General features: G+C 28.4%; 12 protein-coding genes. 9 read left to right on the top strand and 3 right to left on the bottom strand.

Translation table 11 applies throughout. From position 1 onward, the window contains the following. The 8 genes from ASUIS_RS00395 to ASUIS_RS00360 all read left to right on the top strand — a co-directional run bounded on the left by ASUIS_RS00395 (position 1) and on the right by ASUIS_RS00360 (position 11933). Positions 1 to 2193 (top strand): sensor histidine kinase, encoded by a 2193-nt coding sequence (locus ASUIS_RS00395; protein WP_118885182.1) that lies wholly within the window; start codon positions 1 to 3, stop codon positions 2191 to 2193. A gap of 1 nt (position 2194) precedes the next feature. Further along, positions 2195 to 2839: a response regulator transcription factor gene (locus ASUIS_RS00390; protein ID WP_118885181.1), complete on the top strand. Its 645-nt coding sequence runs from the start codon at positions 2195 to 2197 to the stop codon at positions 2837 to 2839. Between the two features lie 87 nt (positions 2840 to 2926). Next, positions 2927 to 4564, top strand: coding sequence for a lactate permease LctP family transporter (locus tag ASUIS_RS00385; protein ID WP_118885180.1), 1638 nt, complete (start codon positions 2927 to 2929; stop codon positions 4562 to 4564). Positions 4565 to 4748: 184 nt separating this feature from the next. Beyond that, complete coding sequence (locus tag ASUIS_RS00380) at positions 4749 to 7589, top strand: FAD-binding and (Fe-S)-binding domain-containing protein (RefSeq protein ID WP_118885179.1); 2841 nt, start codon at positions 4749 to 4751, stop codon at positions 7587 to 7589. 73 nt (positions 7590 to 7662) lie between these two features. Then, positions 7663 to 8487: a SurA N-terminal domain-containing protein gene (locus ASUIS_RS00375; protein ID WP_118885178.1), complete on the top strand. Its 825-nt coding sequence runs from the start codon at positions 7663 to 7665 to the stop codon at positions 8485 to 8487. 9 nt (positions 8488 to 8496) lie between these two features. Beyond that, entirely contained in the window at positions 8497 to 9924 is a 1428-nt protein-coding gene (gene gatB, locus ASUIS_RS00370; RefSeq protein ID WP_118885177.1) for an Asp-tRNA(Asn)/Glu-tRNA(Gln) amidotransferase subunit GatB, read from the top strand. Next, the gene (locus ASUIS_RS00365) at positions 9924 to 10820 is read left to right on the top strand and encodes an NAD(P)H-dependent glycerol-3-phosphate dehydrogenase (RefSeq protein WP_118885176.1); all 897 of its coding nucleotides are present in this window, start codon (positions 9924 to 9926) and stop codon (positions 10818 to 10820) included. Before gatB ends, ASUIS_RS00365 begins: the two co-directional genes overlap by 1 nt. A 126-nt stretch (positions 10821 to 10946) precedes the next feature. Beyond that, positions 10947 to 11933: a YhdH/YhfP family quinone oxidoreductase gene (locus tag ASUIS_RS00360; protein ID WP_118885175.1), complete on the top strand. Its 987-nt coding sequence runs from the start codon at positions 10947 to 10949 to the stop codon at positions 11931 to 11933. Positions 11934 to 11945: 12 nt separating this feature from the next. On the opposite strand, the gene ASUIS_RS00355 is transcribed toward ASUIS_RS00360, so the two are convergent. After that, complete coding sequence (locus ASUIS_RS00355; RefSeq protein WP_118885174.1) at positions 11946 to 12434, bottom strand: hypothetical protein; 489 nt, start codon at positions 12432 to 12434, stop codon at positions 11946 to 11948. Between the two features lie 4 nt (positions 12435 to 12438). Then, positions 12439 to 13476, bottom strand: coding sequence for an OmpA family protein (locus ASUIS_RS00350; RefSeq protein ID WP_192894407.1), 1038 nt, complete (start codon positions 13474 to 13476; stop codon positions 12439 to 12441). Between the two features lie 164 nt (positions 13477 to 13640). Here ASUIS_RS00350 and ASUIS_RS00345 point away from each other — a divergent pair, with 164 nt between their 5' ends. Beyond that, entirely contained in the window at positions 13641 to 14876 is a 1236-nt protein-coding gene (locus tag ASUIS_RS00345; RefSeq protein ID WP_226800028.1) for an NAD(P)-dependent oxidoreductase, read from the top strand. On the opposite strand, the gene ASUIS_RS00340 is transcribed toward ASUIS_RS00345, so the two are convergent. Further along, positions 14873 to 15133: a hypothetical protein gene (locus ASUIS_RS00340; RefSeq protein ID WP_118885171.1), complete on the bottom strand. Its 261-nt coding sequence runs from the start codon at positions 15131 to 15133 to the stop codon at positions 14873 to 14875. The two genes, ASUIS_RS00345 and ASUIS_RS00340, sit on opposite strands and share 4 nt — an antisense overlap. Between the last annotated feature and the right edge of the window lie 14 nt (positions 15134 to 15147).

Below are 15147 nucleotides of genomic sequence, written 5' to 3'. Positions count from 1 at the left end.
ATGAAATATTTTTTACTATTTAGCATACTCTTTTTTAATTTCTTAGAAGCAAACCAACTAAAAGAAGTATTATTAATTCATTCATACCATAAAGGATATGCGTGGACAGATGATATATCTAAAACTATTGAAAAGAATTTTTCCTCAGATAAAAATATAGAACTAACTACAGTTTATATGGATACAAAAAGAATTGATGACTCTTCTTACTTAGCAAATCTTGCAAAAATTTATAAACAACAATTTGGAGAAAGAGAATTTGATTTAATTATTATTAGTGATAATAATGCCTTTGATTTTATGGAAAAATATTATGATTATTTATTTAAAAATGTACCCGTACTATTTTGCGGAATAAATAACTACAACAAAAATATGTTAGATAAATTAACTTTTAAAAATATTTCAGGTGTAGCAGAAGAAGTTGATATAGAAAAGAACTTTGAATTAATATCTAGATTGCATCCTCATTTAAAAAATCTTTTAATTATAAATGATACCTCGATTACTGGTTATGCTGTAAAAAAAGATTTAACAAAAATTATTGAAAAATATAAACATAAATTTAATATTGAATATACAGATAACCTTGAAATAACTGATTTAAAAACGAAAGTTTCAAAACTAGAAAAAGCAAATAGTGCTATTTTATTTGTACTTTTATTTAAAGATACAACTGGACACTATTTTACATACAAACAAAGTTTTGAAGAGGTAAAAAAAGTAAGTCAAGTTCCCATTTATGGACTTTGGGACTTTTACTTAAACAGTGGAATGGTAGGAGGTTTATTAACTTCTGCTGTTGCTCAAGGTGAAACTGTTTCTAAAATGGCTCTTGAAGTTTTAAATGGAAAAAATATAAAAGATATTCCTGTTTTAGAAAAATCTCCAAATCTTTATATGTTTAATTATGATGAATTAAAAAGATTTAATCTTGATGTTTCTAACTATGTTGAAAATCCTCTAATAATAAATGAACCTGCATCTATTTATAAAGAACATACTAGATTTTTTATTATAACTATTATTACAATTTTTGTATTGAGTATTATTGTTGTAATTTTAAAAGCTAATATTCAAAGAAGAGAAAAGCTTGAACTTGAACTTTCAAATAGAATAGAGTTTGATAAAGTGCTTCTTGACACTATTCCAAATCCTATTTATTACAAAAATACTGAAGGTAAATTTTTGGGTTGTAATACTGCATTTGCATCTTTAGTAAGCTCAACAAGAAATGAAATCATTGGAAAAACTGCCTTTGATTTTTTTCCAATTAAAGTTGCAACTAAAAATACTCTTATTGACAAAGAGTTATTGCAAACTTTTAGCACAAGTACTTCTGAATTTACTTTTTATACTCCTTCAAATGAAATGAAACATATCATTTTAAATAAAGCAGTTTATAAAAATATAGACGGAAGTGTCGGTGGGATTGTTTGTATTATGGATGATATAACTGAAAGAATTCAGCAAAAACAATTTTTAATTCAACAAAGTAAACTAGCCGAAATGGGTGATATGATTGCAGCAATCGCTCATCAATGGAACGAACCATTAGTTGAATTGTCAGCTCTTGTACAAGATATTCAAACTTCATATTTATTAAATGAATTAAAAGATAATGATGTTAAAAGTTTTGTAAATGATTCTATGATTCAAATAAAATATATGTCAAAAACTCTAAGTGATTTTAGAAATTTCCTTAAACCATCAACTAAAAAAAACCTTTTTTCTATATCTAAAGCTTTTAATGAAATCAACGAAATAATTGGAAAACAAATATTTTATTCGAATATTAAAATGAATTTTAATTATAAAAATAAAAATGAAGAATTATTGATTTATGGATATGAAAATGAATTTAAACAAGTTTTATTAAATATCATAAACAACGCAAAAAATAAAATTGTAGAAAAAGATCTTCCTATAAATCAAAAAGGAAAAATTGATATAAATATTGAAAGATGTACAAATTTTAATACAATTGAAATTATTGATGATGCTGGTGCAATTGATGAAAAAATCATTAATTCTATTTTTGAACCATATTTTACAACTAAAGAAGATGGAACTGGAATTGGTCTTTATATGGCCAAAATTATCATTGAAGATAAAATGAGAGGAACGATTAATGTCCGAAACAATAAAAATAATGTTATCTTTACAATAAAACTTCCACACAAAAAGGTTTAAAATGAAAATCTTACTTTTAGAAGATAATCAAAAATTGAATGAAACTATAACAAAAAGATTAAAACTAAAAAATTATAGTGTAGAGTCTTTTACAGATGGGGCAAAGGCTTATGAAAGAATAACAGAAGGTTTTTCTTGTTTTATTTTAGATATAAATGTTCCAAATATAGATGGTATAAATATTTTAAAAAAAATAAGAGAATATTATGATGTAATTCCAGTAATAATTATAAGTGCGAGTGTTGAACTTGATGTAATAAAACAATCTTATGATTTTGGCTGTAATGATTATTTAAAAAAACCTTTTTTTATTGATGAATTAGAGATAAAAATAGAAAAACTTTGTAATATCAAAGATGATAAAATCTATTTTGATACAAATTCATATTTTGATTTTAAATCAGCAACTTTAGTTATTGATGATGAAGAAACCAGATTAACAAAAAAAGAAAAACTTCTTATGAATCTTTTTCTTAGCAAAAAAAATCAAGTAATTACATATAGTACAATAGAAAACTATGTTTGGGAAGGAAGTTTTGTATCTTTAGAATCTATTCGAAGTTTAATTAGAAGAGTAAGAAAGATATTAAACAAAGAGTTTATTCAAACAGTTGTTGATACTGGATACATTTTTAAAGATATTTGATTCCTTTCCTTCTTACACCCATTAAAATCATATAAATCTCATACCATTTTAATATTCTTTGGATATTTTTTATTATGGAGGTTTTATATGCAAACTTGGCAACAAGTATATGCTCCAATTGGAGATAGCTTAGGACTATCGGCGCTTGTAGCACTGATCCCTATTGTTTTTTTCTTTTTGGCACTAGCAGTATTTAGAATGAAAGGACACTACGCAGCAATCATTACGTTAGCTCTTTCTATGATTGTAGCAGTTTTTGGATTTGATATGCCAGTTAATATGGTATTCGCATCAGCTGAATATGGATTCTTATTTGGTTTATGGCCGATTGCTTGGATTATCGTAGCATCAGTATTCTTATACAAATTAACTGTTAAAAGTGGTCAATTTGATATTATTAGAAATTCAATTATTTCAATAACTGAAGACCAAAGAATTCAAGTTATTTTAATTGGTTTTGCATTTGGTGCTTTTTTAGAAGGTGCTGCTGGATTTGGTGCGCCTGTTGCTATTACAGCTGCTATTTTAGTTGGTCTTGGATTTAACCCATTATACGCTGCTGGATTGTGTCTTATCGCAAACACTGCTCCTGTTGCATTTGGTGCACTTGGGGTTCCAATTATTGTTGCAGGACAAGTTACTTCAATTGATGCTTTTACTATTGGAGCAATGGCTGGTAGACAATTACCACTATTATCATTGATTATTCCTTTATGGCTTGTTGCTATGATGGACGGATGGAAAGGTATTAAAGAAGTATGGCCAGTTGCACTTGTTGCAGGTGGAAGTTTTGCTATTACTCAATATTTAACATCAAATTTCATCGGACCTGAATTACCGGATGTTACTTCTGCAATCGTTTCTATTGTAGCAACTACAGTTTTCTTAAAATCATGGAAACCAAAAAATGTTATGAAAGCTAATATGGAAGGTTTCAATTTAGTACCACACACTACGGGTGAAGTATTTAAAGCATGGTCACCATTTATAATTCTTTCAGTAATGGTTACAATATGGACAACTAAATGGTTTAAAGCTTTTTTTGCAAAAGGTCAAATTTTCGCAGATACTATCTTCAAATTTGAATTCACAGAAATTCACAATATGATTTTTAAAATGCCTCCAATTACGAGTGCTCCTAAATCATTTGAGGTTGTATATACATTTAATCCTCTTTCTGCAACTGGTACTGCTATTTTCTTAACAGCAATTATCACTTTATTTATTTTTAGATTAAATGTAACAACAGCTACAAAAACAATGGGTGAAACACTTTTTGAACTTAAATGGGCAATTTTATCTATTGGTATGGTTCTTGCTTTTGCATTTGTTATGAACTATTCAGGTATGTCTTCAACTATGGCACTTGTTCTTGCAAATACTGGATTTATGTTCCCTTTCTTTTCACCATTCCTTGGATGGTTAGGAGTATTCTTAACAGGTTCAGATACTTCATCGAATGCACTTTTCTGCGGATTACAACAACAAACTGCTCAACAATTAGGGCTTAATGAAACATTAATGGTAGCTGCAAATACTACTGGGGGTGTATGTGGTAAAATGATTTCTCCACAATCTATCGCTATTGCTTGTGCATCTACAGGTATTGTTGGAAAAGAGTCTGACTTATTTAGATTTACAGTTAAACACAGTTTAATACTTGTAACTTTTATAGGTCTTATTACAATGGCTCAAGCTTATATTTTAACATGGATGATTCCATAATATTAATAAATTTATTTAGGCATGAAAATGCCTAAATAATAAAACATTCTCTCTTATCTACTAAAAAATACTTATTCTAACTATTATTTATTCAAAGCATATTTTTAAGATTAATTAAAATATCATATTATTATCATTTAGTGAAGTTAAAATCTATCCTTTATGAATCTTGGAGGAACTAAATATGTTAGAAAGCAAATATCAGAAATTTTATGATGAAATCGTAAAAAAGATTAAAAAAGAGAAAATCTTCACAGATAAACTTCACACTTTAGCCTATGGAACGGATGCTTCATTTTATAGATTAATCCCAAAAATTGCAATCAAAACAGATAATGCAAAAGAAGTTCAAGATATTATTGAGTTATCACACTCAATGAATTTAAGTATTACTTTTAGAGCTGGTGGAACTTCACTATCAGGTCAAGCAATTAGTGATTCAATTTTAGTTATCACTTCAAGAAACTTTTCAAACTTCAAAATCTCATCAGATGCGAGTTTTATTTCATTACAACCAGCACTTACTGGTGCTCAAGCAAATGGATTATTAGCTAGATATTCAAAAAAAATTGGTCCAGATCCAGCAAGTATAAATGCTGCTATGATTGGTGGAATTGCTGCTAATAATGCTTCAGGAATGTGTTGTGGAATTTCACAAAACTCATATAAAACTCTTAAATCTATAAAACTTATTTTTGCAGATGGAACAAAACTAGATACTGGTTGCCAAGAGAGTAAAGATGCTTTTAGAAAAACTCATGGTGATTTTCTAAAAGAGTTAAAAAGTTTTTCAGATGATACAAAAAACAATGAAGAGTTAAGAGCAAAAATTGAAAGAAAATTTAAAATCAAAAACACATGTGGTTACTCTTTAAATGCTTTAATTGATTTTGAAGATGAGTTTGAAATACTTCAACATTTAATCATTGGAAGTGAAGGGACACTGGCATTTATTGAAGAAATCACTTATTACACAGTTGAAGATTTAAAAGATAAAGCAAGTGCATTAATTTACTTTAAAGATATGAATGAAGCCTGTAGCGCGGTTACAAAACTAAAACTTGCACGAGATTCAAAACAAATAGTTGTTGATGCCGTTGAACTTATGGATAGAGCTGCTTTAAAAAGTATCGAAAATGATTCAGCAATGCCTGAATATATAAAAGATTTAGGTTCAGAAATAACTGCGCTTCTAATAGAAACAAGAGCTTTAAATGATAATCAACTTGATGTTCAAATAACTCAAATTGAAGAGCTATTAAAAGAATTTACAGTTGTTAGAAACATATATTTTACAAAAGATGAATACGAATATAATCTTTATTGGAAAATTAGAAAAGGTTTATTCCCAGCTGTTGGAGCCGTAAGAGTTACAGGAACAACAGTTATTATTGAAGATGTTGCTTATCCAATTGAGTGTTTAGCAGAAGCGACACTTGAGCTTCAAAATTTATTCAAAAAATATGATTATACAGAAGCACTTATTTTTGGTCACGCTTTAGAAGGAAACTTTCACTTTGTATTTACCCAAGATTTTTCAGATGCAAAAGAAGTTAAAAGATATGATAATTTAATGAATGAAGTTGTAACTTCTGTTGCAGTTAAATATGAAGGAAGCTTAAAAGCAGAACATGGAACAGGAAGAAACATGGCTGCATTTATTGAAGTAGAGTGGGGACATGATGCTTATGTTATGATGAAAAAAATCAAATCATTATTTGATCCAAAAGGTTTATTAAATCCAGGTGTTATAATAAATGATGATAAAGAAGCTCACCTTAAAAATCTAAAAACTCTTCCAGCAACAAACGAAATTGTTGATAAATGTATCGAATGTGGATTTTGTGAGCCTACATGTCCATCAAATGAATTAACTTTAACTCCAAGACAAAGAATTGTAATAAATAGAGAAATTTCAAGACTTGAAGCAATTGGAAATCATCAAGAGGCAAAAGAGTATAAAGATTTATACCAATATGATGGAATAGAAACATGTGCAACATGTAGTTTATGTTCAACTGCTTGTCCAGTGAAAATAGATACGGGAAGTTTAACAAAACATTTAAGAACAGAACAAATCTCAAACACTGGAAAATCAATTGCTAATTTTGTAGCAAATAATTTTTCTACAACTTTAAAAGGTATTAGATTTGGTCTTCATAGTGCAAACTTTGTTCATAAAGTTTTAGGAACATCTAGCATGGAAAGTATGACTAAAACATTTAGAGAATTAAGCAAAAACTCTCTTCCTAAATGGAGCTCTTCAATGCCAAAAGGAACAAATGTAAATCTAAACTTTGAACAAAAAGTTAGTGATAAAAAAGTTGTATATTTCCCTTCATGTATAAATAGAAGTATGGGATTAAATGCTGTTTCTAAAGAAGAAAAAGAGTTATTTGATACTACAGTAGAAGTGTTATTAAAAGCGGGTTACCAAATATTATTCCCTGAAGATTTGCCAAATCTATGTTGTGGAATGCCTTTTTCATCAAAAGGATTTAATGATGCAGCTCACACAAAATCATCACAATTAGAACTTGCATTATTACATGTAAGTGAATTTGGAGAATACCCAATTTTATGTGATACAAGCCCATGTACTAAAAAGATGATGGAAAGTTTTTCTCATAAATTATCAATTTATGAACCAATAGAATTTGCATTAAAATTCTTAACAAAAGATTTAGAATTTACAGCTATAAATGAACCAATTACAATTCATACAACATGTAGTTCAAGAAAAATGGGATTAGAAGATAAATTCAAAACTTTAGCACAACTGTGTTCTACAAATGTAATTATTCCAGCAGATGTAAAATGCTGTGGATTTGCAGGTGATAGAGGATTTAATTTTCCTGAATTAAATAAATCAGCACTAAGAAGCTTAAAAGAGCAAACAGCTGGTGCAAAAATGGCATTTTCTACATCTAAAACTTGTGAAATTGGATTGAGCGAAGAATCAGGACTTGATTATAATTCAATCTTTTATTTAATTAATAAAGTTACTAAAGCTAAAACTTTATAATCTTTTTTTCATCAAAACAGATATTTACTATTTTTTTGGTAAAATATCTGCTTTATGAAAGAAGGAAACCAAAATGTACAAACTTTTTTTAACACTACTTATAAGTTCAGGAATATCATTTGCTGGTATAGCTAATGGTATTGCAATAACTGTTAATGACGAACCAATCACTGTTTATGATATTGAAAAAACAATGTCTGTAAATAAACTAGGCAAAAATGAAGCAGTTGGATTACTAATTGACAAAGCTTTATATGAACAAGCAGTAAAAGATAATAATATCAACGCTGATATTTTTGATGTAAATGAATATATTGAAAAATTAGCAAAAGCAAATGGAATGGATTTATACTCTTTTAAAGCCATAGTAAAACAAAAATATGGAAATTATTCTGATTTTGAAGAAGAAGCAAAAGATGCTGTAATTAGACAAAAACTAATTCAAAAAATAGTAAAAGGTCAATTAGCAGTTGCAAATCAAGAAGATATGGAACTATATTATGAAAAAAATAAAGGTCAATTCTCAACTTCAAAAGCTTATGATGTAATGCAATATACTTCAAAAAATAAAGCTTCTTTAACTAATGCTATAAATAATCCAATGGTAATTGCAGCAGATGTTGAAAAAACTCCTTTAAAACTAGGTGTTGAAAGTTTACAACCACAAATGCAATTTTTATTAAATGAAACTAAATTAAATAGTTTTACTCCTATTTTTACAGCAAACAAGCAGTTTGTTTCTTTATTTGTAATAAAAAAAGAAGGAACTACTTCTCTTAATTTTGAAACTGTAAAAGCAAAAATATTTAACGATATTATGACAACAAGAGAAAAAAAATATCTAAAAGATTATTTTGAAAAACAAAAATTAACAGCTGATATAAAAATTGTTAGATAAAGGAAATAGATGTTTGAAGTTATTATAGGTTTAGAAGTTCACACTCAATTAAATACAAATAGTAAACTTTTTTGCTCTTGCGCTACAAGTTTTGGAGAAGAACCAAATACTAATATATGTCCAACTTGTTTAGGATTACCAGGAGCACTTCCAGTATTAAATAAAGAAGCTGTTCATAAAGCTATTATGCTTGGAACTGCACTAAAAGCTCAAATAAATCAGAAATCAGTATTTAATAGAAAAAACTATTTTTATCCAGATTTACCAAGTGGTTATCAAATTTCTCAATTTGAAGTTCCAGTTGTTGGACTTGGAGAATTAGTAATTGATTTTCCAGATGGAAGACAAAAAACTATTGGTGTAACTAGAGCTCACTTAGAAAATGATGCAGGAAAAAATATCCATGCAGGAGATGCTTCACAAGTTGATTTAAATAGAGCAGGAACGCCTTTACTTGAAATTGTTTCAGAACCTGATATGAGAAGTGCTGAAGAAGCTATTTTATATCTAAAAAAACTTCACTCAATTGTAAGATATTTAGGAATTTCTGATGCAAATATGCAAGAAGGAAGTTTCAGATGTGACGTAAATGTTTCAATCAGACCAAAAGGTGATAAAAACCTTTATACTAGATGTGAAATTAAAAATATGAACTCATTTAAGTTTATTGAAAAAGCAATTCATTATGAAGTAAATAGACATATTGAAGCTTGGGAAGATGGTGTTCACTCAAAAGAGATTGTTCAAGAAACGAGACTTTTTGATCCAAACACTGGAGAAACAAGATCTATGAGAGGAAAAGAGGATGCAGCTGATTATAGATATTTCCCAGATCCAGATCTGTTACCTGTAATAATTACAGATGAAATGCTTGCTAAATATTCAGTAATTCCAGAACTTCCTGATGAGAAAAAAGATAGATTTGTAAAAGAATTTGGTCTAAAAGAATATGATGCTTCTGTAATCACAGCTTCTTTAGAAATGGCTAAATATTTTGATGAAATGATGGCTGAGGGAATTAGTGCAAAAAATGCAGTTACTTGGTTAACTGTTGAGTTACTAGCAAGATTAAAAGAGGGTGCTTCAATTGAAGATTCAATTATTAATGCAAAAACTTTAGCAACTCTTGTAAAAAGAATTGAAGATAATACTATTTCAGGAAAAGCTGCAAAAGAAGTTCTTGATTTCTTAATACAAAATGAATCAACTGATGTTGATAATGCTATTGAAAAACTAGGACTAAAACAAGTATCTGATGATGGAGCTTTATTAGCTATTATTGACGCTATATTAGCTGCAAATGAAGATAAAGTTGCAGAATATAAATCAGGTAAAGACAAACTATTTGGTTTCTTTGTAGGGCAAACTATGAAAGAATCAAAAGGTAGTGCAAATCCAAATAAAGTAAATGACTTATTAAAACAAAGACTATCATAATGAAAAACAACTCTATTGCAGTAATTGGTGCAGGGAAATGGGGACAAGCTCTACATTTTGCACTAAGTCAAAAACAAAAAGTTTTAATAACTTCAAGAACAAAAAAAGAGATTGAAAACTTTGTTGATTTAAAAACTGCATTAGAGTGTAAATATTTAATAATTGCAATTCCAGCTCAAGAAATACGAAATTGGTTAAAAGAAAATTTTGTTTTTAATGGACAAAAGATTCTTGTTGCTTCTAAAGGAATAGAAGCTTCTAGTGGTAAATTTTTAAATGAAATATATGCTGATTTTGTTCCTAAAAAGAACATAGGATTTATTTCAGGTCCATCATTTGCAACAGAAGTTAAACAAGGCTTACCATGTGCTTTAGTTATAAATTCAAGTTCAGAAAAACTTTTTGAACAATTTTCTCCTTTTTTTCCAAATTTTATAAAAACTTATTATAGTTCTGATGTAATTGGGGCTGAAGTTGCAGGTGCTTATAAAAATGTTTTAGCAATTGCTAGTGGTATTTGTGAAGGATTAAATTTAGGCAAAAATGCTCAAGCTTCATTGATCGCTAGAGGTTTAGTGGAAATGGAAAGATTTGGGAAATTTTTTGGTGCAAAAAAATCAACATTTTTAGGATTAAGTGGAGCTGGTGACTTATTTTTGACTGCAAATTCTACAATGAGTAGAAATTATAGAGTTGGACTTGGACTTGCTTCAAATAAGAATATAGAAGATATATTAAAAGAACTAGGAGAGGTTGCAGAAGGAATTAAAACGGCAGAAGCTATATATAATCTTTCTCTTCAACATAACGTCTATACACCTATTGCAAATGAAGTAAAACATATATTAGATGGTAAAAATCCAAAAGATAGTTTAAAAGATTTATTAAAACATTAAAACTAAAAAATAATACTCAAATATCTATTTCTCTAAAAAATTTATAGTTACAAATTAATAAAAAAATGTTATTAAGCTTTCAATATTTTTTAGCTAAAGTACATTCAAATAGTAAAAAGGAAAAAAATGAAAGCTTTTGTAGTTGAAAAAGTTGGAGAAAAGGAATTTATATCTAGTATACAAGATATACCTACTCCAAAATGTGAAGAAAATGAGATTGTTATAAAAGTTAGCTACTCTTCACTAAATTATAAAGATGCATTAAGCTCAGTTGGGAACCCAGGTGTTAGCAGAAATTTCCCACACGTTACAGGAATAGATGTAGCAGGAACTGTTTTTGAATCAACATCTCCAATTTTTAAAGTAGGAGAAAGGGTTTTAGTAACAGGTTATGATATGGGTATGAATTCAGATGGAGGACATGCTCAATTTGTAAAAATACCTGCTAGTTGGGTTGCAAGAATCCCTGATTCAATTTCAGATAAAGAGATTATGACTTTTGGAACAGCTGGTCTAACAGCAGCATTAAGTGTAAATGAACTAATTGAAAATGGCATAAAACCAGAAAGTGGTGATATATTGGTTACAGGGGCGACAGGTGGTGTTGGATCTATTGCAATTGCTATATTAAGTAAATTAGGATACAACATAACTGCAATTTCTGGGAAAAAAGATAGAGTTGATTTTTTGAAAAAAATTGGTGCTAATGAAGTAATTCTAAGAGAAGAATTTGAAGAAGAATCAAAAAAACCCCTATTAAGTGAAAAATATGCAGGGGTAGTTGATACAGTAGGTGGAAAAATACTAGCTAATGCCCTTAAACAAATAAAATATGATGGTGTTGCTACATGTTGTGGACTTACGTCTTCTCATGAGCTTAATACCAACGTATTTCCTTTTATATTAAGAGGAATAAGATTAATAGGAATTGACTCTGTTGAATGTAAATTAGAGAAAAAACAAGCTGCTTGGGAAAAATTAGCAAGTAGATGGAAAATAAATAGTTTAAATACGATTATAAATGAAATTTCTATAGATGAAATAAAAGTGGCTTATGAGCATTTACTTTCAGGAAAAGCTGTTGGAAGATATGTTGTAAAGATAAAAGAGTAAGTAGATTAAAATTTAATCTACTTCAATCTCACCATTTTCAACTTGTAAACTATAAGGTGTATCTTTACCAGAAGCAAGAATTTTTGCTTGATCTACCCATTGATTATTTTTAGCGATTCCTGGAAGCAATAAAAACTCTTCTATCCACTCAGTGTTCTTATTTGACCATTTCGAGATTTGTTCAAAATGATAAATGCCTAAATTATTTAAATCACACTCAATTTTACTATTTATGCCTTTTATTTTAATCAAAGGATCTTTTCCACTTGGTTTTGGACTAGTTAAAATTAAAGGTTTATAATCTAAGATTGAATTCTTTTTGAAAATAGGATTCAATGTACTTTTAACAATTCTTTCCTCTCTCAAATCATCAACTCTATTATCATTCTCTATAGATTCAATTTTAGGATAACTATTTCTTCCAAGAAGATATCCTAAGATAAAACCTATAATTCCAGCAATTACTAAATTTATTACAATTTGTGAAGCAATGTCAAGCATAAATCTATTCTCCTATAATATTAAAATCAACTCTTCTATTTATCTCTGATAGACCATTTTCATCATCTTTTGCAATTGGAAATTCTTCTCCATAACCAACAGCGATTAGTCTATTTTCATCCACACCCAAATCAATCAATGCAATTTTTACACTATTTGCTCTATCTTGTGAAATCTGTTTATTCAGATTTTTATCACCTCTTGAATCAGTATGTCCAGCAATTTCAACTTTTACATTTTTGTTGTTTTCTAATATTTTAGCTATTCCTACTAAAGTTGGATTAGAATCAGCAGTAATAGTTGAACTCTTTCTTTCAAATGAAATCTTTTTTTCTAATAATATTTGATTAATACTAAGTTGAATCTCATTTGGAGTTAAAATAGTTTTTACAGCATTTTCACGTTTGCTAACATTCTCAGAATTTTTATTACTTTCAAGAGAAACTTCTTTATCATTCAAGTTATCTTCACTATCAGCAGTAACAAGAGTTGGATTAGCAATATTTATATCTTTAATTAAATTTATATCCATTCTTGAAGTAATAGACTCTAATAAAGCATAATAATTTGGATCTTTTAATTCTCCTGATAAAGAAACTTCATCATTTATAATTAAAATTTTAGCTCCATCCGCAAAAAAATCCTTAAAAGGAGTAATTAATACAGCAACTTTTGATAATAAAACTTCGTCAATAACAACATCATCTTCATAAGTATATTCACCATCTCTATTAATATTCAAAATATTAGAGACTTTTTTAGCATCTTCTTCATTTGAGAAAATACCATCCATTGTAACTATTCCATCTTTTTTTGTTAACACAAGATTAAACGGTTTAGAATCTTTTTGATCAGATGAAGCAAAAAAATTAATAATTTTATCAATCAAACCTGTATCAGTAGAATTAATTTCTGTTTTTGTTGAAGTTGAAACTAAAGTTTGAGTATTTGTGGGGGAGTCAAAATCAAAGCTATAGACAGAATAAACTATAAACCCAATGAATAAAACTATTAAAAACACTACTTTTTTAACGACTGACATTATCATCCTTTTCCCTGTAATATCTATATTATATCTTTTGATAACTAACTATTAATTTAATAAAGTTTGATATTATACTTAATTAGCACGAAAATAACTAGAATAATAGCTTATTTTTATAAATTAATTTTATAATTTTATTTATTTGTTATAATTAGGAAGAAATTACTAAAGAGAATAACATGCAACATATAATTAATTCAGCGCAAACTTGTCTAGATTGTAAAAAACCGAAATGTCAAACTGGCTGTCCAGTTGGTACTCCAATTGCAGAAATGATCAGACTTTTTTTAAGTGGAAATATAAAAGAAGCAGGAGAAAAAATTTTTGAAAATAATCCATTATCAATTATTTGTTCCCTAGTTTGTCCTCACGAAAAACATTGTGAAGGACATTGTGTTTTAAATAAAAAATCGACTCCTGTAAACGTAGGTGGAATTGAAAACTATATTTCAACTTATTATATGAATTTTAGAGAGTTTGAGAAACCAATTTTAAATGGTCGAAATCTAGCAATAATTGGTTCAGGTCCAGCTGGTATTAGTCTTGCAATAATGATGGCTTTAAAAGGCTTTAATGTGACAATGTATGAAGGGAATGACCAAATAGGAGGAGTTCTAAGATATGGTATTCCTGATTTTAGACTTGATAAAACAATTCTTGATAAGATTGAAACAAATCTAATAAAATTAGGTGTAAAAATCCGAAAAAATATTATGATTGGTAAAAATATTACCCTTGATGATTTACAAAGGGATGGCTTTGATGCAATTTTTATAGGAACTGGAGTTTGGGCTCCTAAAAAATTAGGAATTAAAGGTGAAAGTTTAGGAAATGTTCATTTTGCTATTGATTATTTAAAAACTCCAAAAGCTTATGATTTAGGTAAAAAAATAGTTGTAATTGGCGCTGGAAATGTAGCTATGGATGTTGCAAGAACTGCTATACGAAATGGGGCAAATGATGTTTCAATTATGTATAGAAAAGGTGAAGAGGATATGCCTGCTGAAAAAATTGAAATTGCTCATGCAAAAATCGATGGAGTGAAATTCAAACTTCATAGATTACCTTTAGAACTAACAGAAAAAGGTATAAGATATATGACAACAGATCAAGAAATTAATAGAGAAAATTTTGAAGAAGCTGATTCTATTTTAGTAGCCATTAGCCAAACAGCACGAGATTTAATTGTAAAAAACAATACTGGATTATCTTTAGGTGAAAATGGACTACTTCAAAGTGATGAAAATGGAGTAACAGCTAGACGTGGAGTATTTGCTTCTGGTGATGTTGTTACAGGTGCTAGAACAGTTGTAGAAGCTGTGGCATTTTCAAAAAGAGTTGCCATATCTATTGAAGAATTTGTCTCAAAACTTCCACCAAAAACAGTAGCTTGTTAAGCTTCTGTTTTTAAAAGTTCAATCCAAAAATATTTATTTGCTACACCTTTTTCCACAGGTTTCCACCCATAAGTAACCGAATGCATATATAAAACTTCATCTAGTAATTTAAAAGTAATCTCTTTATTTGTGTTTTCACTTAAGATTTCTGAAAAAATTGCATAAATATGATTTTCATCAATTTCTATTTTGTAAGAAAAATCATCTAAATTTTCAAGTTGTTTATCAATAAAATCTTTTATTCTTTCTTTTGACATTTTAATCCTTTATA

The sequence above is a fragment of the Arcobacter suis CECT 7833 genome (assembly GCF_003544815.1).
In the GTDB taxonomy this organism is placed as follows: Bacteria; Campylobacterota; Campylobacteria; order Campylobacterales; family Arcobacteraceae; genus Aliarcobacter; species Aliarcobacter suis.
This window is presented reverse-complemented; position numbering and strand designations above follow the sequence as displayed.